22 protein-coding genes are annotated in these 21,220 nt (G+C 42.4%); 7 read left to right on the top strand and 15 right to left on the bottom strand.

Annotation, left to right across the window (positions count from 1 at the left end; all coding sequences use genetic code 11):
- Nucleotides 1-343: 343 nt before the first annotated feature.
- On the top strand, nucleotides 344-1,330 hold the full coding sequence (locus tag AACW90_RS13175) for an ABC transporter substrate-binding protein (protein WP_390235152.1): 987 nt from the start codon (nucleotides 344-346) through the stop codon (nucleotides 1,328-1,330).
- 134 nt (nucleotides 1,331-1,464) lie between these two features.
- Here AACW90_RS13175 and AACW90_RS13170 read toward each other — a convergent pair whose 3' ends face one another.
- Entirely contained in the window at nucleotides 1,465-2,154 is a 690-nt protein-coding gene (locus tag AACW90_RS13170; RefSeq protein ID WP_390235149.1) for a pseudouridine synthase, read from the bottom strand.
- A gap of 316 nt (nucleotides 2,155-2,470) precedes the next feature.
- On the opposite strand from AACW90_RS13170, the gene AACW90_RS13165 reads away from it, so the two are divergent.
- The gene (locus AACW90_RS13165) at nucleotides 2,471-2,680 is read left to right on the top strand and encodes a hypothetical protein (RefSeq protein WP_390235147.1); all 210 of its coding nucleotides are present in this window, start codon (nucleotides 2,471-2,473) and stop codon (nucleotides 2,678-2,680) included.
- 143 nt (nucleotides 2,681-2,823) lie between these two features.
- Here AACW90_RS13165 and AACW90_RS13160 read toward each other — a convergent pair whose 3' ends face one another.
- Nucleotides 2,824-3,444 carry a hypothetical protein gene (locus tag AACW90_RS13160; protein WP_390235145.1) on the bottom strand — a complete coding sequence of 207 codons (621 nt, stop codon included), beginning with the start codon at nucleotides 3,442-3,444 and terminating at the stop codon, nucleotides 2,824-2,826.
- A 227-nt stretch (nucleotides 3,445-3,671) separates the two neighbouring features.
- Here AACW90_RS13160 and AACW90_RS13155 point away from each other — a divergent pair, with 227 nt between their 5' ends.
- On the top strand, nucleotides 3,672-4,436 hold the full coding sequence (locus tag AACW90_RS13155) for a DNA/RNA non-specific endonuclease (protein WP_390235144.1): 765 nt from the start codon (nucleotides 3,672-3,674) through the stop codon (nucleotides 4,434-4,436).
- Here AACW90_RS13155 and AACW90_RS13150 read toward each other — a convergent pair.
- From AACW90_RS13150 to AACW90_RS13140, 3 genes are all read right to left on the bottom strand, one after another.
- On the bottom strand, nucleotides 4,433-5,014 hold the full coding sequence (locus tag AACW90_RS13150; RefSeq protein ID WP_390235143.1) for an SOS response-associated peptidase: 582 nt from the start codon (nucleotides 5,012-5,014) through the stop codon (nucleotides 4,433-4,435). The two genes, AACW90_RS13155 and AACW90_RS13150, sit on opposite strands and share 4 nt — an antisense overlap.
- Nucleotides 5,015-5,124: 110 nt before the next feature.
- Nucleotides 5,125-6,039, bottom strand: coding sequence for a dienelactone hydrolase family protein (locus tag AACW90_RS13145; RefSeq protein WP_390235140.1), 915 nt, complete (start codon nucleotides 6,037-6,039; stop codon nucleotides 5,125-5,127).
- A 126-nt stretch (nucleotides 6,040-6,165) separates the two neighbouring features.
- On the bottom strand, nucleotides 6,166-6,576 hold the full coding sequence (locus AACW90_RS13140) for a PaaI family thioesterase (protein WP_275135700.1): 411 nt from the start codon (nucleotides 6,574-6,576) through the stop codon (nucleotides 6,166-6,168).
- A 130-nt stretch (nucleotides 6,577-6,706) separates the two neighbouring features.
- On the opposite strand from AACW90_RS13140, the gene AACW90_RS13135 reads away from it, so the two are divergent.
- From AACW90_RS13135 to nqrM, 3 genes are read left to right on the top strand one after another with little or no spacing between them, the layout of a single operon-like run.
- A complete protein-coding gene (locus AACW90_RS13135) occupies nucleotides 6,707-6,997 on the top strand; it encodes a DUF134 domain-containing protein (RefSeq protein ID WP_275135699.1) in 291 nt (96 codons plus the stop codon).
- Nucleotides 6,994-7,563 (top strand): NifB/NifX family molybdenum-iron cluster-binding protein, encoded by a 570-nt coding sequence (locus tag AACW90_RS13130; protein WP_390235136.1) that lies wholly within the window; start codon nucleotides 6,994-6,996, stop codon nucleotides 7,561-7,563. The genes AACW90_RS13135 and AACW90_RS13130 overlap by 4 nt, the downstream gene beginning before the upstream one ends.
- Before the next feature lie 8 nt (nucleotides 7,564-7,571).
- Entirely contained in the window at nucleotides 7,572-7,787 is a 216-nt protein-coding gene (gene nqrM / locus AACW90_RS13125) for a (Na+)-NQR maturation NqrM (protein WP_390235134.1), read from the top strand.
- 87 nt (nucleotides 7,788-7,874) lie between these two features.
- Here nqrM and AACW90_RS13120 read toward each other — a convergent pair whose 3' ends face one another.
- The 3 genes from AACW90_RS13120 to guaB all read right to left on the bottom strand — a co-directional run bounded on the left by AACW90_RS13120 (nucleotide 7,875) and on the right by guaB (nucleotide 11,837).
- Nucleotides 7,875-8,483: an acetate uptake transporter gene (locus AACW90_RS13120; protein ID WP_390235131.1), complete on the bottom strand. Its 609-nt coding sequence runs from the start codon at nucleotides 8,481-8,483 to the stop codon at nucleotides 7,875-7,877.
- Nucleotides 8,484-8,679: 196 nt separating this feature from the next.
- Nucleotides 8,680-10,257 (bottom strand): glutamine-hydrolyzing GMP synthase, encoded by a 1,578-nt coding sequence (gene guaA, locus AACW90_RS13115; RefSeq protein ID WP_390235129.1) that lies wholly within the window; start codon nucleotides 10,255-10,257, stop codon nucleotides 8,680-8,682.
- A 116-nt stretch (nucleotides 10,258-10,373) separates the two neighbouring features.
- On the bottom strand, nucleotides 10,374-11,837 hold the full coding sequence (gene guaB / locus AACW90_RS13110; protein WP_390235126.1) for an IMP dehydrogenase: 1,464 nt from the start codon (nucleotides 11,835-11,837) through the stop codon (nucleotides 10,374-10,376).
- Between the two features lie 236 nt (nucleotides 11,838-12,073).
- Here guaB and xseA point away from each other — a divergent pair, with 236 nt between their 5' ends.
- Nucleotides 12,074-13,405 (top strand): exodeoxyribonuclease VII large subunit, encoded by a 1,332-nt coding sequence (gene xseA, locus AACW90_RS13105; RefSeq protein WP_390235123.1) that lies wholly within the window; start codon nucleotides 12,074-12,076, stop codon nucleotides 13,403-13,405.
- Here the strand turns inward: xseA and AACW90_RS13100 are convergent.
- The 7 genes from AACW90_RS13100 to AACW90_RS13070 all read right to left on the bottom strand — a co-directional run bounded on the left by AACW90_RS13100 (nucleotide 13,402) and on the right by AACW90_RS13070 (nucleotide 21,217).
- On the bottom strand, nucleotides 13,402-13,644 hold the full coding sequence (locus AACW90_RS13100) for a zinc ribbon domain-containing protein (RefSeq protein WP_390235120.1): 243 nt from the start codon (nucleotides 13,642-13,644) through the stop codon (nucleotides 13,402-13,404). The two genes, xseA and AACW90_RS13100, sit on opposite strands and share 4 nt — an antisense overlap.
- 717 nt (nucleotides 13,645-14,361) lie before the next feature.
- Nucleotides 14,362-15,849 (bottom strand): ribosome biogenesis GTPase Der, encoded by a 1,488-nt coding sequence (der, locus tag AACW90_RS13095; RefSeq protein ID WP_390235118.1) that lies wholly within the window; start codon nucleotides 15,847-15,849, stop codon nucleotides 14,362-14,364.
- A 186-nt stretch (nucleotides 15,850-16,035) separates the two neighbouring features.
- Nucleotides 16,036-17,193, bottom strand: a complete 1,158-nt coding sequence (gene bamB, locus AACW90_RS13090) for an outer membrane protein assembly factor BamB (RefSeq protein ID WP_390235115.1) — start codon at nucleotides 17,191-17,193, stop codon at nucleotides 16,036-16,038.
- An 11-nt stretch (nucleotides 17,194-17,204) separates the two neighbouring features.
- Entirely contained in the window at nucleotides 17,205-17,819 is a 615-nt protein-coding gene (locus AACW90_RS13085) for a YfgM family protein (RefSeq protein WP_390235112.1), read from the bottom strand.
- A gap of 11 nt (nucleotides 17,820-17,830) precedes the next feature.
- Entirely contained in the window at nucleotides 17,831-19,099 is a 1,269-nt protein-coding gene (gene hisS, locus AACW90_RS13080; protein WP_390235110.1) for a histidine--tRNA ligase, read from the bottom strand.
- Between the two features lie 25 nt (nucleotides 19,100-19,124).
- A complete protein-coding gene (gene ispG / locus AACW90_RS13075) occupies nucleotides 19,125-20,249 on the bottom strand; it encodes a flavodoxin-dependent (E)-4-hydroxy-3-methylbut-2-enyl-diphosphate synthase (protein ID WP_195702353.1) in 1,125 nt (374 codons plus the stop codon).
- Nucleotides 20,250-20,257: 8 nt separating this feature from the next.
- Entirely contained in the window at nucleotides 20,258-21,217 is a 960-nt protein-coding gene (locus tag AACW90_RS13070; RefSeq protein WP_390235107.1) for a RodZ domain-containing protein, read from the bottom strand.
- Nucleotides 21,218-21,220: the final 3 nt, after the last annotated feature.

Below are 21,220 nucleotides of genomic sequence, written 5' to 3'. Positions count from 1 at the left end.
TTCAGCCTTATTAGCAGAAATTCTACCGTACCGGTTACGAATCTACACAAAAAGAAATGGCAACCTATCACAATCCTCCGCAAAATACTTAGTACTCTAATTAAAATAATGTTACATCATTTAACAATTAAGATGAGCTACTAATCGCGCCCCTGTAAAGGTGGGCGAATATCGGCAAAAAGCACCTATTTTACTGGGTTAACGTCTACATTATGCACTTCGTGACACTTTACTCTTTTCTCTTATCAATTAATCATTAGTAAAGTAATTGATTGAGCTCTAAGTATATTTTATGTATTCTATCGGCCGAAACATGGACGTATTTCACTAAATGGAGAGAGAAATGAAAATCAGACTACTAGCCTTGCTATTTGTCGTGAGCCACTCGGTACAGGCCGATGAAGGGTGTGGAGAAGTAACTATTGCAGATATGAACTGGACGTCTGCGAGCTTTATGGCGAGCGTCGACCGTTTTATTCTTGAGAAAGGTTTTGGTTGCGAGGCATCATTAGTCCCGGGAGACACCACACCAACCAGTACTTCGATGCTCGAGAAAGGTGAGCCCGATATTGCCCCTGAAATGTGGACGAATGCGACTAAAAAACTGTTAGACCAAGGTGTCGCCGACAAACGGATACGTTATGGTGGTGCTTCATTGAGCGATGGTGGTGAAGAAGGCTTTTGGGTCCCTAAGTTCATGGTGGACAAATACCCAGAGATGGCGACTATTGAGGGTGTGATCAAGCACGCTAAATTATTTAAGCATCCAGAAAACCCTGATGCTTCAGCATTTTATGGCTGTCCTGCTGGTTGGAACTGCCAAATTTCGGCAACCAATCTGTTTCGAGCTCTAAAACTGGATGAAGCCGGCTTTGACCTCATTGATCCAGGGTCAAGTGCGGGACTATCAGGCTCACTTGCCAAAGCGAACATACGTGGAGAGGCATGGTTTGGTTACTACTGGGCTCCAACCGCCATCTTTGGTCGATACGATATGGTCAAGGTCGATTTCGGTTCAGGCATCGATATCGAAGAGTTTCTTAGTTGCACCACAATCGATGATTGCGAATCGCCTAAAGTTACCATGTATCCACCGTCGACAGTGGCGACGATCATCACTGAACCATTCGCCGCTCGCGAACCTCAAATAACGGATTACCTGAATAAGCGTAGCTTTACCAATAAAGAAATGAGTGCTGTACTCGCTTGGATAGAAGAAAATCAGGCCGATGGCGAAGGTGCCATGGAGTACTTCTTGGCTGAGCAGCCTGAGATTTGGCGAAAATGGGTATCTCCAGAAGTCGCCGACAAAGTGGCTAACGCTCTTTAATTGATAATATGGCCAGTTTTTACTGTCCGCTCTGTTAAGGTTCTATAGAGTGTTCTGCCCTCGCAGGACGCTCTATTTTTTGTTCAACGAGCAAAGAACGTCGAATATCTAGGTGTACATTCATGCCGATTAACTTACTTGGTAAAGGAAATAACTTCATCGTGTGTCAAATAACGCCACTGTCCAACCGGAACATCCAAACAAACATCTCCAATTTCTTCACGATGAAGCGAAACAACGCGGTTACCTACGGCGGCGAACATACGCTTAACCTGATGAAACTTACCTTCAGTGATGGTTAAAAGCACCTCTTTGGGGCCAATAACATCCAATATGGCAGGCAACGTTGATTGCTGTTCACCTTGCAGCTTCACACCTTTTTTAAACGTTAAGGCAACATCATCCGAAATCACACGCGACAAACCGACTCGATAGACTTTGTTGCACTGCTTCGTGGGCACTGTGATATTGAATGACCAACGTCCATCATCCGTAATCAAAACCAACCCTGTTGTATCCGCATCTAAGCGACCCGCAATATGCAGCTCGGTGGTTTTTTCAATATCTAAATAATTAAACAGAGATGGGTAAACTTCGTCGATATTGGAACAAATAGTACCGGCAGGTTTATGCATCATAATATAGCGAAAATCACGAGCCGTTAATTCAACACCATTAAGCATTATCGTATTTTTTTCATGCACCTGAGTCGACTCGTTCGTCGTAATACACTGATTAACCAAAACGTCACCCGCGTTTATTCGTTTTATAGCTTCAACTTTTGTTAATTCAGTACTTTTACAAACAAATTTATCAAGGCGCATTACGGGCACATTATGGAGTTGAGTGGGCTAAACATTATCCTTGCTCACCGATAATTATCAACCATTCCCTAAGGAATATAAAAAACAACCTAGGTTATACACGTTGTTTATTTACTCATTTCGGATAAATAGGTAATACCTAATGACCAGTGTTTATCTTCACAATACATCAACATAACCAATTGAATATCCTTGCTTAATACAGTCTAAAACAAAGAGTACACTTATTCATTTCGGGTTGACTAAATTAGCAAGTAGGACTAATGTTAAATGGAACAGTATGTATTTAATTTCTCATTGAAGTGAGGTACTGCTTATGCTCCAGGATGTAATCAATCGAGTCAATCAAGCCAGAAAAATGGCTCAGCAAAGTTCACACTTTCAACATTCAGCACAACAACACGCCGACGCAATCAAATCACAAGAAACGCCCCTATCAATCACAAAAAAAAGAAAGCAAAAAGCAAAAAACAAGTCATTAGCCGATGTCTATAAACCTTATTTTGAGGCTGACACACAACACTGAATTCCCCCTTAGTCAGTTCATGGGTTAGCCTTCGCTAACCCATTTTTTACGCATACTGAACGTTTAATACTAATCTGGACAAGTGATTGATTAACAATATCGAGGTAATGGTGTAGATATCAATGAACATGCTTTTTTCAAACCTAAAGCTCTTTAAAATATACTCCTTCATTTTCATCCACTATATGGAAGCCAACTTTAAGCAGATACTCTTTATGCTCGGGGGTTGTAGCGTACGCTTTTAGTACCTTGACTCCTCTTTCTTTAATCACATTAGGATTCGATACATAGTAGTAGTGGGCCAGTTTAAAATCACGATACTCAGGTGTGACATAGTCGAGTAATACTGACAGCTCGCCTTCAGGGCTTATATTGCCCACGAGCACACCAGCAATACTGTTGTTTCTCAACATGTAAAAGGCCGTATCAGCCCCTTTTAACTCCGTTGTCGACACTTGAAGCTCTATTTCACTCTTATAACTTGAAACAAAATAATCAAAGTATTCTGAACCAACCGACTCGGTAATTAAGGTAAATTGTTCTTTAGTGGTTCGGATTTTCCATAAGAAATAAATATTGATGCCCGCAATACCAATGTTCATGAACATTGTAGGATACGAGTCTATAAAGTACGCGAACATGGCAAATAAGACACAGCCAATAAAATTGATCACCCTAAGCTTAATGATGGAAGTCATAGTAAGTGAGACCAATACCACTAACGACGCTAAATACCCAAACCATTCTACCCAATCAAAACTCATATTATCGTCCCTATATAATTGTTTAATTTAAAGATAGCCCAATTTTGCGAAGACAAATAAATACATCCAATGTTCATTACCTATAATTGCAGGCGACATCATCAATCCAACACTTCTAACTCATCATTTGTACTGCAGGAAAAACCGTTGGACGCTACCTCTCAACCTTGATACCGCACAGCAACCTGCTAACCTAATCAGTACTATGTACGGTTAGGAATATAATAATGAAAAATCTCGCTTTATTCTTCTTAGTGTCTTTGCCTTTGTCTGTGGCAAATTCATCAACAAAAATAAAAAGTCCACACTGTCCTGTCGGTTGTCCAGAAATCCAAATAGATGGCAATACCATGATATTTGAACGACTTTATGCGTTATCCCAAAACCCCACCACAAAATTTGCCGACTGGGTTGCCTACGAAGTGGATGTACAAAACTTTGGTACGCACACAAATAGGGACTGGAAGAATCAACCCCTGCTTTCAGAAGATGAAACACTAGAAGAGAAAGATTACAAGAATGCTTATAAACAACTAAAAACCGACAGAGGGCATCAGGTTCCACTCGCCAGCTTTACCGGTAACAAATATTGGTACACGTTAAATTACTTAAGTAATATCACCCCCCAATCCAGTGCTTTAAATCAGAATGCATGGCAAGAACTCGAAAGCAGGGTGAGAGAGAAAGCAGAGTTTAGAGACTCGTTATATGTGATAAGTGGGCCAATTTATTCAGAAGACGCCATGGTATTACCTGCCGCCGATGAACCTCATAGAATTCCTTCTGCCTATTACAAAATCGTCTACAAACCGAATAAAAACCTTAGCAAAGGCGAAGCGGCGGTATTTATAATGTCTCAAGATATAGATAAAAATGCTGATTTTTGCAACACGTTAACGGACCTAAAAACGCTGCAACCACTGTTAGCATACGCATTGCCCCAATCCTTGACAGACAGTACTAAGATGGCAACCAGACTCGATTGTAACTAGAAAAGACCCCCTTGTTGAGATAGCGGCTCGTTCGTCGTTATCTTCAACTCTCTTTGGTAGGGCAGAGACAATAACGCATTGGCTTGCTCTACCGAGCCATATAACCAAGAGTCCACATCACTGTCTCTGAGTAACAACGGCATTCTGTGGTGAATGGCTGCACACTGTGGATTCGATTGAGTGGTTAACGTCACCAGATTCTGGATATTCGCTAATGCGATACCTGCCATATAAAACGGTCTGTCTTCACTATCAGAAAACAAATATTTCTGCTTACTTCCTTTCTCTTCTTTCCATTCATACCAACCGGAACAAGGAACAATGACTCTGTGACTTATATATGAGGAGCCAAACGTCGGTTTACTTGCCACACTCTCAGCCTGAGCATTGATGATCACACGATTGGCCCAACTCGGTTTAACCCCCCACAAAAGTTCAAACTGATGCAGTGAGTAATCCGCTTTCCCAACAACAGAGACCTGTTGAGAGGGACAAAGATCAGAGTTGGTTTTAGCAAAAAAACGGAGACCTAACGCCTCACTTACGGCTTCGGCTAACGGATCATCTATGATGTTCAATCTTCCGCACATAATTTTTACACGTTGCTAATTTTCGTGTCTAAAGTATAGAACAGTTACATATCAAACGTTGAAACCGAAGCCCTTCAGGCTAACAAGGGCTCCTTCCATTACGCTAAATGTTGATTAAAGAATTCAACCGTCCTTGCCCAAGAAAGCTCCGCTTCTTCCGGTGCATATCTACCGGTAGAATCGTTGTGGAACCCGTGATTAACACCTTTATAAATATGGGCAGTGTAATCCACTTTATTCGCCATCAATGATTTCTCATAATCCGGCCATGTGCCATTTACTCGTTTATCTAATTCACCAAATTGAAGTAAAAGCGGCCCTTTAACTTTATCTCGAATCGCTTCTGCAGCAGGAGTGCCATAGAACGGAACGCCAGCATCAAGTTGCTCAGGGATGCTCGCGGCAAGCATATTGACAATGTAACCTCCATAACAAAAACCAACCGCACCTAACTTTCCGGTGCTCATTTCATGAGACTTCAGAAACTGAGCGGCGGCGATAAAGTCTTCTTCTAATTTCACTTTATCCATGCCTTTTTGCATGGTACGTCCTTCATCATCATTACCCGGATAACCACCTAACGGATACAGCCCGTCAGGTGCAAAAGCGATAAAACCTTGCGCTGCAAGGCGTCGAGCAACATCTTTTATATAGGGATTAAGGCCCCTATTTTCATGAATAACCAATACGACAGGCGCCTTACTCTCTAATTTTGCAGGCACAACCAAATACCCCTGACATTCTCCATGCCCTTTAGGAGAATCATATTTGACATAAGAGGCTTTAATTAAAGGATCATTGAATGAAATTTGCTCAGCATTGGCGTAATTAGGTATCAACGCACTAGACAATACCGTCATAGTAAAACCTAAAGCGACAAGCCCACCTAATCGTGCCATAAATTCACGGCGGTCAATAAGACCGTGCGCGTATTCATCATACCAATCAAAAGCTTCCTGTGGGATTGGCCTTAAAGTTTGTGTATCATTTTTTAACTGACTTGATGTATCCATACTCACCTTTCTCCTTTTATAGAAATATCGATCAACTGGATATTCTACGGTTGATTAAGCCCATCGGATCATTTTCTTAATAAGTCTAGTCTGATGTATTTGGTAATGAGAGGTATTTACAATAATTTACGCTTTTATAAGAAGAAATTTGGCCTTAGCGCGAGCCAATATATTGTCATTTAGTGAAATAAAACTGGTCAATTTATACATTCCTCTTTGTTCCGCAACACAAGTTCCAACAACAACTAGCTCTTGATTAATCGGTACTGGTTTAATGAACCTAACGGTCAACTCCGCTGTCATGGCTTCTAAATGTCGAGCAAACAGGCAATGTGTCATCGCCGCATCCAATAAGGTGCTGATCACTCCACCATGTAACACGTTCGGATACCCTTGGTAGGATTCATCAAGTTTTATCTTTGTCATAACGCTATTTTCGGAGTCAGATGAAAACTGCAATTGAAGTGAGTTGGAGTTGAAGTTCGACTCACCACATGCAATACAGTTGTTGTGGCTATTTGGCTTAACATTTTTCATTTTATACCCTAGTGATTAAAGCGGCTTTCATGCATAATTTATAGCATATGCTATAAATTAACCCAACCTTTTTATTGGCATATGCCAATAACTGACGTATAGTTTAATTGAAACTCTTTTAGGAGAAATTATGGCCAGACCCAAAAAATGCCGTCGCATTTGTGGGCGACCTGCACACAGCTGCTTTAAACCCAATGGGATACCGCTCGGAAAACTAAAGAAGGTAGAGATACTAGCTGAAGAATTCGAAGCGATAAGACTCGCTGACTTTGAAAAATTGAGTCAACAGGAAGCAGCAGATCAAATGGGAGTTTCAAGGCAGACTTTTGGCAATATCGTAAATCGTGCTCGATTTAAGGTTGCTTCTTGTCTAGTAGAAGGTAATGCACTTGTTCTAGAAAATAAGGAGTCAGAACAATGATTTATGCTATCCCACACAGCCGAGAATGCGTCGCTAACCACTTTATGAAAGCCAAGCAATTCGCTTTCATAAATGCAGACAATTCATTTATTCACGACGCAATCAACCCAGCAGCAGGTGGCAATTCATCCTGTAGCGACAAAAAAGACAGCATCACGCTCATTAAAAAAATGAAGACCGATGCGGTCATCGTGCGCAACATAGGTGAACGAGCGCTCGGAAAATTACTCAGTTCCGGCATTCGTGTGTTTCAAGTTGCACAGCAAACACCGGTGGCATCAGCGATAAGTAGCTCGATGATCGAACTAACTGAATCAACTCAAGGTCGTCCTTCAAAAAAACACCTACAAAAAGGTGGATGTTCTGGACATTCATGTGGTTGCTCGGAACATTCAAACGGATGCATTGACCATCATGGAACTGGTCATCATGGTGCTGGTCATCATCGAGCGGGCCTTCATAATGCAGAAAAGCGTAGTGCCGTTAATCGTGGTCCCGGCCATGGAAAGGCGATGTTCAGACAGATGAATCCTATATCGTCCCTATCTCCATTAGATAAAAGGTAGGTTTCGACATGACAACGATGCTCATAACCTTTGGTTTTTTTCTGATCGTTATTTTATTAATGGCCATTGGCGTTATTTTTAATAAAAAAACCATACAGGGAAGCTGTGGTGGGCTAAGCAATGTCGGTGTCGATCAGGTGTGTAATTGTGAGACGGTTTGTGATGAACATAAGCTTTATCAGATTTCAGAACCAGAAGACAACAATACTAATTCCACTACATAACGGGTCAGACAGAAGATCAAAAAAGGCTTTAGTTTTCACTAAAGCCTTTTAAGTAAAGTCTATTGTTAACCGTGTGGTTTATTGCTTTTAAGCTGGTGCTTGCTCTGCAATTACTATCTCTTTTTTAGTGCGACCAATAAATGGCTTACCGACAGGCATGACTTCACGACCAAACTCGTTATTAAGAACCTGCGCCATAGCAAAGTAAATCGCACTCGCTCCGCAGAAAATACCTTCAAAACCGGCAATCGTACCAACAAATTCACTACCCGTGAAATCTCGAATGGCAAGAAGAGCGAACAGAATAGTTAGAGAACCAAAAACCACTTGCTTCGCCGTTGGATAACAAAGAGAACCGATAAACATAAAGCCAGTGAAGATACCCCAAAGAGTAAGATACCAACCCATAAACCCTTCAGGGCTTGCCGCTAGTCCCATTTTAGGCATTACGATTAAACCAACAAGCGTCAACCAAAATAAGCCGTAAGAACTAAATGCTGTGGTACCGAATGTATCACCACGCTTAAAACACATAATGCCAACGATAACTTGACCAATACCACCGTAAAAGATACCCATCGCTAGGATCATTGAATCCATCGGGAAAAATCCTGCATTGTGGATATTCAGAAGGATCGTTGTCATACCAAAGCCCATTAAACCTAATGGTGCTGGGTTAGCTAGTTGTGTCGACATCTGGTCTTAACCTTATCAAAAATAGTTGAACAAAATAAAAAATAGTTGAAGATGGCGCATACTAGATGAAATTTTGTTCAGGTTCAACTGTTATTCCACATCAAAAACAAAAAAATACATTGCATAAATTTAGATTAAAAAAACCAGCTCAAAAGCTGGTTTTTGGGGTACGAATTACGGACAAGTAATCAGACGTTTATTCCCATTCAATCGTCGCTGGCGGCTTACCAGAGATGTCATATACCACTCGAGAAATTCCATCCACTTCATTTATGATTCGGTTGGATACTCTTCCTAAGAAGTCATATGGTAAATGCGCCCAAATTGCGGTCATGAAGTCGATAGTTTCTACCGCTCTCAATGACACAACCCAATCATATTTACGACCATCGCCCATCACGCCAACAGAGCGAACAGGAAGAAAAACCGTAAATGCTTGAGAAACCTTATTATAAAGGTCGGCATTGTGAAGCTCTTCAATGAAGATTGCATCTGCACGACGAAGAAGGTCACAATACTCTTTTTTAACCTCACCCAATACGCGAACACCTAAACCCGGGCCAGGGAATGGATGGCGATATAACATGTTGTATGGAAGGCCAAGCTCTAGACCAATCTTACGAACCTCATCTTTAAACAGTTCGCGTAATGGTTCAACTAAACCCATTTCCATATCATCAGGAAGGCCACCAACATTATGGTGGGATTTGATTACGTGCGCTTTACCTGTTTTAGAAGCCGCCGACTCGATCACATCAGGGTAAATAGTACCTTGCGCAAGCCATTTGGCATTCTTAAGCTTCTTCGACTCTTCATCAAATACGTTGATGAATTGATGGCCAATAATTTTACGTTTTTTCTCTGGATCGGCTTCACCAGCTAATGCACTTAAAAAGCGCTCTTCCGCTTCAATCTTGATAATGTTCAGACCAAAATGATCACCAAACATATCCATCACTTGCTGACCTTCATCTAAACGTAGCAAACCGTTATCAACAAAAACGCAGGTTAATCTATCACCAACCGCTCGCTGCACAAGCATAGCGACAACAGAGGAATCCACGCCACCAGACAATGCTAGGATAATCTCGTCGTCCCCTACTTGCTCTTTTATGTTAGCAACCGCATTTTCAATGATGGACTGAGAAGTCCACAGCTTTTCACAGCCACAGATATTGAGAACGAAATTCTCTAGCATGCGCAGACCTTGACGGGTATGCGTTACTTCTGGGTGGAATTGAACACCATAGAATCTTTTCTCTTCATTTGCCATCGCCGCAAATGGGCAGGTATCTGTCTCTGCAACTTTAGCAAAGTCAGATGGAATACCAACCACTTTGTCTCCGTGGCTCATCCAAACATCTAGCAGTGGTGCACCATCTTCAGCAATCGCATCTTCGATGTTTTTAAACAGTTCACATTCACTAATCACTTTGACTTGCGCGTAACCGAATTCGCGTTCATCAGAACTCGCGACTTTGCCACCAAGTTGTTCTGACATTGTCTGCATGCCATAACAGACACCAAATACAGGAACGCCGGCTTCAAAAACGTATTGAGGCGCTCGTGGAGAATTATTTTGTGTCACACTCTCTGGTCCTCCAGAAAGAATAATACCGTTAGGATTAAATTCACGGATATCCGCTTCATCGACATCCCAGCTCCACAATTCACAGTAAACGCCAATTTCACGAATTCGACGTGCAATAAGCTGTGTGTACTGAGAACCAAAATCTAAAATCAAAATACGTTGATCGTGGATATCTTTTGTCATTTTCTCTTCTCAAAATAGGTTGATGATATAACTCTATAACAAGTCAATTCTCAATCGATGTGAACATAAGCCTATCGCTTTAACCTTGTTCACATCGATAACTAGATTACAAAAAATTAACCTAAACGGTAGTTTGGCGCTTCTTTCGTTATCTGCACGTCATGTACGTGGGACTCTTTCATGCCAGCGCCAGAGATACGAACAAATTCTGCTTTAGTGCGCATATCTTCAATGGTTGCCGAACCCGTTAAGCCCATGCTCGAACGTAAACCACCCATCTGCTGATGAACAATCTCTTTTAAGCGACCTTTATAAGCAATACGACCTTCGATACCTTCAGGAACAAGTTTGTCTGCGGCATTATCACTTTGGAAGTAACGGTCTGAAGATCCTTGAGACATCGCACCTAGAGACCCCATTCCACGATAAGATTTGTATGAGCGACCTTGATAAAGAATGATATCACCCGGCGCTTCTTCCGTACCGGCGAACATTGAGCCAACCATGACGCAAGATGCCCCCGCAGCGATTGCTTTGCAGACATCACCAGAAAAACGAATACCACCGTCAGCAATAACAGGAATACCATATTGTTCTGCAACATCTACTGCATCAGAAATCGCCGTTACTTGAGGTACACCAACACCCGTTACGATACGAGTAGTACAAATTGAACCCGGGCCTATACCCACTTTCACCGCACTGACACCAGCGTCGATGAGCGCTTTTGCACCGGCACCTGTTGCAACATTACCACCCACAATATCTAGATTAGGATAAGCGGCGCGGGTTTCACGAATACGAGTAAGTACGCCTTCTGAATGACCGTGTGAAGAATCGATAAGCAGTACGTCTACGCCTGCTTCTACAAGTGCAGCAATACGTTCTTCATTACCAGCACCGGCACCGACACCGGCACCAACACGCAAACGACCTTTATCATCTTTACAGGCGTTAGGTTTACGCTCTGCTTTGTGGAAGTCTTTTGCAGTAATCATACCCGTTAGTTGAAACGCATCGTTTACAACCAACACTTTTTCTACACGAGCTTTGTGCATCTCTTCTTGAACTTCTTCTGGAGATGCGCCTTCTTTAACGGAAGCTAAACGTGCTTTTGGTGTCATCACCTGATCGACTGTTTTATCAAGGTCAGTCACAAAACGGATATCACGACCAGTGATAATACCGACTAACTCATTGTTTTCAGCAACAACAGGATAACCAGCAAAACCGTTCTTTTCGGTTAGAGCGAGTACATCTGCGATCGTATTGGTTGGTTTAACGGTCACCGGATGCGAAACCACACCTGCTTCGAAGATTTTCACTAAACGAACCTGTTCAGCTTGCTCTTCAATGGACATGTTTTTATGAATAAAACCGATACCGCCTTCTTGAGCCAAAGCGATGGCAAGACGAGCATCTGTAACCGTATCCATAGAGGCCGATAACATAGGAATATTCAGCGAAATATTTTTGGTTAACTTAGTGCGAAGGTCCGCTGTATTAGGAAGAACTGTCGAATGTGCGGGGACGAGTAAAACGTCATCAAAAGTGAGCGCTTCTTTTGCTATTCGTAGCATTGCAATATCTCTCAACTATGGTTTTTTTAAAAACCGAGGTTAAATACGAAAAATTCACCCTTATCGTTTCGCATAATAAGGATGAATCAAATTTGAATCTAAATTGATATTGCAAACGGATTATACGCACGACGCAATCGTTTCGCTACTCATTTTTTAACTTTTAATTTGCATTAACCCTCTTGCTATGTATTATATTGCCGCTAATTTCCATACTCACGTCCCGTGGTATTCTCTTGTCTGTGCAAAGCAACCAAAACATATTTACCGTGTCCCGTCTCAATGCAGAAGTTCGTTTACTGCTGGAAAACGAGATGGGTATCGTTTGGTTAGTCGGCGAGATTTCTAACTTTTCTGCACCGGTTTCAGGGCATTGGTATTTATCTCTAAAAGATTCCCGCGCTCAGGTTAAGTGCGCCATGTTTCGCGGAAATAATCGCCGGGTAACATTCAGACCTGAAAACGGCAATCAAGTGTTGGTCAAGGCACGCCTGTCTCTTTATGAGCCACGCGGAGACTACCAACTAATCATTGAAAGCATGCAGCCAGAAGGCGACGGCAAGTTACAACAAGAGTTTGATAAACTCAAAATGCTATTGGCCGCGGAAGGTCTTTTTGCTCAGTCTTTAAAAAAACCGCTTCCAGAGAACCCGAAGTGCGTCGGTGTCATCACCTCTAAAACAGGCGCTGCTCTTTACGATATCTTAGATGTTCTTAAACGCAGAGACCCTAACCTGCCTGTCATTGTCTATCCAACGACGGTTCAAGGAGAAGCGGCAACGTTCGAAATCGCGCAAGCCATTGGCAGAGCAAACGCTCGTGATGAATGTGATGTATTGATCGTCGGCCGTGGCGGTGGTTCGTTAGAAGATCTCTGGTGTTTCAACCATGAAGTGGTTGCTAGAACCATTGCCGCAAGCGACATTCCCATTATCAGTGCGGTAGGTCATGAAATCGATGTTACTATCGCTGATTTTGTTGCTGACGTTCGCGCACCAACACCATCCGCAGCGGCAGAGCTAGTAAGTCGAGATCAAAGCCATAAAGAACAGGCATTGCATTCCCGAACAAATCGTTTGATAAATGCCGTTAAAGTAAACCTATCTAAACGGCATTATTTGCTACAGCAGTCCAACCACCGACTTGAAAAACAACACCCTAGCTATCGTTTAGAGCAACAGAGCCAGAGACTAGATGATCTAGAATCTCGTTTGATCCGCTCGATCGAAGAACAGACACGTTCAGGACAACATCAAATCCAGAACCTAAGCCATCGATTAGATCTTAATTCCCCTGATAAACAGTTGAATCAACATAAGCATGCGTTGATTCAAGCAGAACAAAAGTTAATCGATGCTATCCATCGCACCATGTTGATGTCGAAGCATAGCCTCGCGCTTCATGCAGAAAAGTTGGATGCGGTTAGCCCGTTAGCGACTTTAAAACGCGGTTATTCGATCAGTAAGGATGGCGCAGGAACGGTTATATCTCATGCGTCTAGATTGGAAAAGGGTGACCAAATGATCACCCAATTCGTTGATGGTGAAATTATCTCCACCGTAAACTAGCAGAATGACTCACCTTGAGTCTGAAACTCAATCCGAACGGCGGATTTAGATTTCATTTCATTACAGCTATTACAAAAGTAACTTACCGAACCGCAAGCTTGTAGTTTTTCTAACTCTGCTTCACACTTAGGACAAAACGCCACTTTAGTGTAGGAGACATCACAATCGTTACAGTGATAGGATCCTTCGTGCCATTCCAATGACCTACTGCATTTTGGGCATACATTTTCAACCGACATACTCTTCCTCAACAAACTTAATTAAACCTTAATACTCATTGCTACTAAATAACTGGTCAAAAAAAGATCTTCGTCAGATCTTCTGCTTTATCAATTTTGATCAGCGATCTACCCTATTAAGAACATAAATATACACACAACCCGAAAGCATAAGTTACATATCCTGCAGATGCATTTTACACAGGTTATTATTCTTAATTGATCAGTTTTAACTTTAGATCGCAGGATTTTTCAAAGTTGATCAATAATAAATAAATATCGAAATTCACTTGGCAGTAATCTATCGATAAACAGAGGCATGTTCATGCTTCCATAAAAATCCACGTATAAAATAAACAATGCTGATCGTTTAAGGTTATTTAAACCTGTCATCCTGACGGAAACTGACCCGTTTTCACGAAAACCGACATCATCCCCATGAAAATGGGGATCTAATATTACCAAGATTCCCGTTTTCACGGGAATGACGAAGTATTTCGCACTAACCGAACAGCATTAACCTACAAAATAGAGGCCTTTGAATGGTGACTATAAAGGGTAATGGTGTGAATTTATGAATACCTTTCTTGAAGGACAGTATTGCGCCTCTACGGAATTGACGAAAGTTTTATTTTATATTTTGTGATCCTTCGGGCGCAGACCAGAGGGACGATCGCTCATTTCTTTGAAGGTATTTTATAAGGGGAAAGAAAAAAGCGCCTTAAAGGCGCTTTCTAACTATTTTTTTCTGTTTTTCATCATACTCAATACGCGGTCTCTTTTGCGTCCTTGAGAGAGCGTCATTTTGTTAACCTTACCTTCAAATGGGTTTTCGCTGTTATGGAAATGAATACGAATTGGCGTGCCCATAATTTCTAATGAACGGCGATAGTAGTTCATTAGGTAGCGCTTGTAAGAGTCTGGAAGCGCTTTAACTTGATTTCCGTGAATAACCACAATAGGTGGGTTATAGCCACCAGCGTGAGCATATTTAAGCTTAACACGACGTCCGCGAACAAGCGGTGGTTGATGGTCATCTGTTGCCATTTTCATTACACGGGTAAGTACAGAAGTACCAACACGTGTTGTTGCCGATTTATAGGCTTCTTGAACAGATTCAAATAAGTGACCAACACCCGTACCATGTAACGCAGAGATAAAGTGAATACGAGCGAAATCGATAAAACCTAATCGACGGTCCAACTCTTTCTTAACATCAGCTTTAATATCGGTATCTAAACCATCCCACTTATTTACCGCAATAACTATGGAGCGACCTGCATTTAATGCAAAACCTAACAAACTCAAATCTTGGTCAGATATATTCTCACGTGCGTCGATAACCACCAACACGACGTTAGCATCTTCTATTGCTTTAAGCGTTTTCACCACAGAAAACTTTTCTACTGTTTCGTTGATGCGCTTGCGACGACGAACACCAGCCGTATCTATTAACACATACTCGCGTTCATCACGCTGCATTGGGATATAGATAGAATCTCGAGTGGTGCCAGGCATATCGTAAACAACCACACGTTCTTCACCGAGGATTCGGTTCGTCAGTGTCGATTTACCTACGTTTGGACGACCGATAATAGCCAATTTAATTGGCTGATCTTGCAAGCGCTTGAACTCTTCTTCCGCTTCTTCTTCTGTGTATTCCAGCTTCTCTTCATCATCGTCAACAAGATCAGTTAGGTCTTCAACGTCGCCTCTTTCTTTCTCATTCAAAGCTTCAGCAAATGGGCTCAGTGCGAGATCAATCAATACCGTGACACCGCGGCCTTGAGAGGCCGCAATTTGGTACATTTTATCCATACCAAGTTGCCAGAACTCCGCACTTGCTGCATCTGCATCAACGCCATCAACTTTATTGACTACAAGCATAGCAGGCTTTTCTATCTTTCTCAGGTGTTGCGCAATTGCTTGATCGGCGACGGTTAAACCCGCACGACCATCGACCATAAACAACACAACATCGGCTTCATCGATAGCAGCAAGTGATTGCTCCGCCATCTTGGTCTCGACACCTTCTTCTGTGCCGTCAATACCACCGGTGTCAATAACAATAAATTCATGTTCGCCAAGTTTAGCCTGACCATATTTTCGGTCACGAGTCAGCCCAGGAAAGTCTGCAACAAGTGCATCACGCGTACGTGTTAATCGGTTAAACAGCGTAGACTTGCCTACGTTTGGACGCCCTACAAGGGCAACAACAGGAATCATAACAACCTCTACAAAAAACATTCTATTATGTAGTTATAGGTAAGTTTTTGAAGACTTACCTATAACTACTCAATTCAACAACAACTCAATTCAGCAAGCGTTATTTTTTACAACAAAACGGCTCCTGACCGCAAAGTCAGGAGCCGAACGTGAATTCTATCACACTTTCATTATTTGAGTTAAGATCTAGTCGATTTTTAACTTACGGATTTTACCGTCACGTGTCGTAATCAGGTATCCGTCGTTCACTTCAATTGGACCGACAGCAAAACCACTGTCATTGATCAACTGCTGAGCAACAAATTCACCGGTATCCGTATCCAACCAATGTAAATAACCTTCCGCATCACCAAAGACCAAATAGCCATTTATCAGCGCAGGCGCAGTGAGCAAACGGTTCTCTAACAATTTATTTGTCCAGATTTCGGTACCACTACGGACATCAACAGCAGCGATATGATCGTTGTCTGAAACTAAGAACAAATCAGAGCCATCTGTTGCCATATCCAAGGTCGACGAGTAGGTACGCTTCCATGCTGGCGCACCTGAACGCAAGTCAATGGCGATTAATTGACCATTAAAGCCAACGGAATAAAGCATACCACCCAAGATAACGGGTGAGGAATCAACATCAACCAATCTATCTATTTCAGTTGCACCTTTTGGAATACCTATTGGTTGTTGCCATATTAACTGACCACGAGCGACAATTGCAGCGGCTAAACGACCATTCGCCGTTCCCCAAAAAACACCACCAGACACGGTAGATGGAGAGCTATCTCCTCTCAATGTTAGGTTGGGAACTTCTGTACTTATCGTCCACTCCTGTTCGCCTGTTTCAGAGTCAAGAGCTTCTAAAATACCGCGACTTGTATTAACAATAACAAGGTTATTCTCAGTCGCTGGTTTCGATAATACTTCACCCATGACTTGTTGACGCCAAAGCTCTTCACCTGTGTCGTTATCAAGTGCGATAACTTCACTATTCTCAGAACCAATAAACAGCTTTCCATAAGACGCCGTTATGCCACCAGATAAACGGGCAATACCTTCTTTTTGAAGGTCGATCTTCCAAATTATTTTGCCATTTTCAGGATCCAACGCCTTGACTTCACCATCACGGCTAGCGACAAATATTTTGTCGTAGGCAAATACAGGCTGCAGCTTTGAAAAGAACTGGCCAGCACCATCGCCTATTTCCGCAGACCAATCGCTGCTTGGAGTAAACTGGCTATTAACCTGTGGAACAGGCGCCATAACCACTGTGTCTTCCTCACTAGCACAACCCGCAAGTCCAACAACAATAGCGGTACTTAATAATACTCGACTGAGTGTTTTCTTCATTACTTCAGCCCTTACTTGGCAAGATCATCCAACTTAAACTGGATATCTTGGCTTGCATCTGCTGCTTGTTGAGCTTCAGTGTAGGCACTATATGCGGCATCTTTATCGCCTTTGCGCAGTAAAATATCACCTTTAAGTTCTGCGACTCTGCCTGCCCATGCTTTAGAATCTAACGCGCCAAGTGTTGCTAACGCGTCATCAAATTGTTCTTTTTGAGCTTGGATTCGAGCGATGCGGAAGCTGGCAATTGGCCCTATCGCTATATCTTTAGTATTGGCTTTTGCCCACTCTAGTTGCGCTAATGCTTCATCCCATTTAGCAGCATCAACCTGAGCTTTTGCAAGCTGGAGTGCGGCTAGAACAGAATATTCAGTGTCTTTATTCGACTCGATAAAGCTCTCCACTTGAGAAGAGGCGGCAACACCTTTGGTTGCAAGTTGCTCGATCACTTGTGAATAACTATCTGATGCAGCCTCTTTTGCTTCGATGACTGAATCTTGATAAAAACGCCAACCAAATAATCCACCAAAACCGATAACACCACCTAAAATGACGGCTTTACCGTTCTCTTTCCACCAATCTTTTATGGCTAGAACTTGATCTTCTTCGCTATCGTACAATTCCACTTTAAATCCTCTTAAACCAATTCTATTAGTTGAGCTGCAACATCGGCTTGTGCGACTGTTGTTTGCGATCCACCGATGAGGTCTTTTACCACAACCGTATTCTCGGCAACTTCATTCTCACCTAACACTAATGCAACTGCTGCACCGACTTTGTCTGCGCGCTTAAATTGTTTCTTAAAATTACCGCCACCGAAATGGGTCATAACACGTAAACTCGGTATCGTTTCACGTAATTGTTCGGCTAACTTCATACCCGCTTTCATGGTGCCTTCACCTGCGGTAACTAAGTACACATCAACATTACGACGTACATCAGTTAACCCCAATGTATCGAGTAGTAAGACTAGACGCTCTAAGCCCATAGCAAACCCGACACCAGGTGTCGCCTTTCCACCTAATTGCTCAACAAGTCCATCATAGCGACCTCCGCCACAAACCGTACCTTGAGCACCTAAGCTTTCTGTAATCCATTCAAATACGGTTCGATTGTAATAATCTAAACCGCGTACTAAACGTTCATTAACTTGGTATTCGATTCCAGCAGAGTCAAGAAGTTCACACAAGCCGGAAAAGTGTTGCACTGACTCTTCATCTAAAAATGAAGATAGCTTTGGCGCATCACCTAAAATAGCTTGTACTTCTGGGTTTTTGCTATCCAATACACGTAAAGGATTGGTATACATACGACGTTTACAATCGTCATCTAAAACATCTTCGTGCTGTTCAAGATACGTAACTAATGCATCACGATAGTTAGCACGAGCCTCTAGAGAACCGATTGAGTTCAACTCTAAACGTACATGATCCGCAATGCCTAATTCCCGCCATAAACGTGCTGTCATAATAATCAATTCTGCATCGACATCTGGACCATTAAGACCAAACACTTCGACACCCACTTGATGAAACTGACGATAGCGTCCTTTTTGAGGGCGTTCATGTCTAAACATCGGTCCCATATACCAAAGACGTTGTTCTTGGTTATACAGAAGACCATTTTCAATACCAGCACGAACACAACCTGCGGTCCCTTCAGGGCGCAGCGTTAAACTGTCCCCATTGCGGTCTTCAAAGGTATACATCTCCTTCTCGACAACGTCGGTCACTTCACCAATTGCACGGCTAAATAAATGCGTTTGCTCAACAATAGGCATACGTACTTCGCTATACCCATAAGCACTAATGACTTGTTTTACTGTGCTCTCTACTTTTTGCCAAAGTGGTGAGTCAGTTGGGAGGCAGTCGTTCATGCCTCGAATTGCTTGAATTGTTTTTGCCACTGTCTATTACCGTAAATCGTTGAGATTAATTACTTTCAATTTGGTTTATATCAATTCGTTGTTTCGCGTCCAAAATGGAGGCTTTTGCACGAATTTTCGCTTCTAAATTGTCGAGAAGATCATTGTTATCAAGGCGCTCTTTGGTTCGTTTACCATCTTCATAAAACGCACTTCTTCTTGCGCTACCAGCAAGTCCCAAATGAGAAACTTCCGCTTCACCGGGTCCGTTTACTACGCAACCAATAAGAGATACGTCCATTGGAGTGGTAATATCTTCTAACCTCTGTTCCAGAGCATTTACCGTTGCTATCACATCAAACTCTTGACGAGAACAAGTTGGGCAAGCAATAAAATTAATACCTCGAGAACGAATTCGCAGCGATTTCAGAATATCGAAACCCACTTTAATTTCTTCAATAGGATCGGCGGCTAGAGAAATTCGTAATGTGTCGCCAATACCTTCTGACAACAACAAACCGAGCCCTACCGCTGACTTAACGGAACCCGCTCTTGCTCCACCCGCTTCCGTAATACCTAAATGCAATGGTTGATCTATTTTTTGTGCCAGCAAACGGTAAGAGTCTACTGCTAGAAAAACATCCGAGGCTTTTACACTCACTTTGAATTGATCAAAATTGAGCCTATCAAGTATATCAACATGACGCATTGCTGATTCTACGAGAGCGGCGGGTGTAGGTTCACCATACTTCTCTTGGATTTCTTTTTCTAACGACCCACCATTAACGCCAATACGAATCGGTATATTATTATCGCGAGCACAATCAACTACAGAACGAATTCGACCTTCATTGCCGATATTGCCGGGATTAATTCGTAAACAGTCTACTCCGTACTCAGCCACTTTCAGGGCGATACGATAGTCAAAATGGATATCTGCGATAAGGGGAATAGAGACTTGTTGTTTGATCAGCTTAAAAGCTTCTGCTGAATCCATCGTTGGAACAGAAACTCGAACGATATCAGCGCCGACTTTTTCTAAAGCTCGTATTTGAGCGACAGTTGCAGCCACATCAGTAGTACGTGTATTGGTCATCGATTGCACAGCAATTGGTGCGCCGTCGCCAATAGGGACATCGCCGACATATATTCTGGTCGATGAGCGACGTTTAATAGGGGATTCGTGTTGCATATTAGCTTCTAAGGTAAGGTGAATCTTGCTACTTTGCCAGTATTATACCCAGAAAGGTCAACTGGTTCATTCGCAAATGTCATCGACACGCCTTCAGGCGCACCCAAAATAATTTTATACGGTGCTTTTCCAGCAAATTTAATAGTACTACCTGCTTTCTTAACACCAGTAGCAAACGTTTTGCCGGTGGCATCTTTCACTTGCACCCAACAATCGGCAGAGAAGGTCATGGCTAATTCATTACCGCTTTTTTCCAACGGTTCAGAGTTATCTTCCGTGATGACGATTTCTGTTTCTACTTCGGACATCACTGCCGCTTCGCCATTTGCTTTCTCTAGCAATGCGGCTTGCTCAGCCGCTTCTTGTTGTATCTGTTCTACCGGCTTACCCTGATCATCGTCAAGACTTGCTGGAAGTGTCACCGCTTCAGGCTGCTCAAATTGAGAACGGTCAGGAGAAGCTGGTTCATTTGATTGTGGAGGTTCAGCGGCAATAACAGGCGTCACAACATCAACCGTGCTGACTTCCGTTAAAGTATCTTGTTGGTTTTGATACCACCAGAGAGAAGAAATACCGATAATAACAACAAATATTATCCACGTTAGCTTCATTATGCGGCTATCATGTTTATCTCTCTTGGTTTTTCGAGAAAAACTTTGCATTTCATGATCTGAGTGCTGCGCTTCTTTAAAGCTATCTAAAGAGGCAAGCACTTCTTTATCATCTAAAGAAACCGCTTTTGCATAAGAACGTAAATAGCCGCGTGTAAACGTAGCGACTTGATCAAATTCATAGTTATTTGCATCGATACTTTGAATAATAGTGAGTCTCAACCTTAATCGGTCGGCGATCTCTTCTTGAGAAATACCCAGTTGCTCACGCTTAGTACGAAGCATATCCCCTGCCTGTACTCCAGCAACGGTCTCTACCACTTCTTCAGTTATAGTTGGTTCTTTTTCAGTAGTCATAGC

Source organism: Vibrio frigidus, from assembly GCF_042465995.1.
Taxonomy (GTDB): Bacteria; Pseudomonadota; Gammaproteobacteria; order Enterobacterales; family Vibrionaceae; genus Vibrio.
The sequence above is the reverse complement of the archived record's forward strand: the minus strand, read 5'-3'. Positions and strand labels throughout refer to the sequence as shown.

Bases quoted from the DNA above. Each gene is read 5' to 3' on its own strand.
- guaA (WP_390235129.1), bottom strand. From the start codon at position 10,257: ATGACAAAAGATATCCACGATCAACGTATTTTGATTTTAGATTTTGGT.
- guaB (WP_390235126.1), bottom strand. From the start codon at position 11,837: ATGCTACGAATAGCAAAAGAAGCGCTCACTTTTGATGACGTTTTACTC.
- nqrM (WP_390235134.1), top strand. From the start codon at position 7,572: ATGACAACGATGCTCATAACCTTTGGTTTTTTTCTGATCGTTATTTTA.
- bamB (WP_390235115.1), bottom strand. From the start codon at position 17,193: ATGAAGAAAACACTCAGTCGAGTATTATTAAGTACCGCTATTGTTGTT.
- AACW90_RS13145 (WP_390235140.1), bottom strand. From the start codon at position 6,039: ATGGATACATCAAGTCAGTTAAAAAATGATACACAAACTTTAAGGCCA.
- AACW90_RS13175 (WP_390235152.1), top strand. From the start codon at position 344: ATGAAAATCAGACTACTAGCCTTGCTATTTGTCGTGAGCCACTCGGTA.
- AACW90_RS13130 (WP_390235136.1), top strand. From the start codon at position 6,994: ATGATTTATGCTATCCCACACAGCCGAGAATGCGTCGCTAACCACTTT.
- der (WP_390235118.1), bottom strand. From the start codon at position 15,849: ATGATTCCTGTTGTTGCCCTTGTAGGGCGTCCAAACGTAGGCAAGTCT.
- AACW90_RS13100 (WP_390235120.1), bottom strand. From the start codon at position 13,644: ATGTCGGTTGAAAATGTATGCCCAAAATGCAGTAGGTCATTGGAATGG.
- AACW90_RS13140 (WP_275135700.1), bottom strand. From the start codon at position 6,576: ATGAAAAATGTTAAGCCAAATAGCCACAACAACTGTATTGCATGTGGT.
- AACW90_RS13170 (WP_390235149.1), bottom strand. From the start codon at position 2,154: ATGCGCCTTGATAAATTTGTTTGTAAAAGTACTGAATTAACAAAAGTT.
- ispG (WP_195702353.1), bottom strand. From the start codon at position 20,249: ATGCAACACGAATCCCCTATTAAACGTCGCTCATCGACCAGAATATAT.
- AACW90_RS13155 (WP_390235144.1), top strand. From the start codon at position 3,672: ATGAAAAATCTCGCTTTATTCTTCTTAGTGTCTTTGCCTTTGTCTGTG.
- AACW90_RS13165 (WP_390235147.1), top strand. From the start codon at position 2,471: ATGCTCCAGGATGTAATCAATCGAGTCAATCAAGCCAGAAAAATGGCT.
- AACW90_RS13135 (WP_275135699.1), top strand. From the start codon at position 6,707: ATGGCCAGACCCAAAAAATGCCGTCGCATTTGTGGGCGACCTGCACAC.
- AACW90_RS13160 (WP_390235145.1), bottom strand. From the start codon at position 3,444: ATGAGTTTTGATTGGGTAGAATGGTTTGGGTATTTAGCGTCGTTAGTG.
- AACW90_RS13070 (WP_390235107.1), bottom strand. From the start codon at position 21,217: ATGACTACTGAAAAAGAACCAACTATAACTGAAGAAGTGGTAGAGACC.
- AACW90_RS13120 (WP_390235131.1), bottom strand. From the start codon at position 8,483: ATGTCGACACAACTAGCTAACCCAGCACCATTAGGTTTAATGGGCTTT.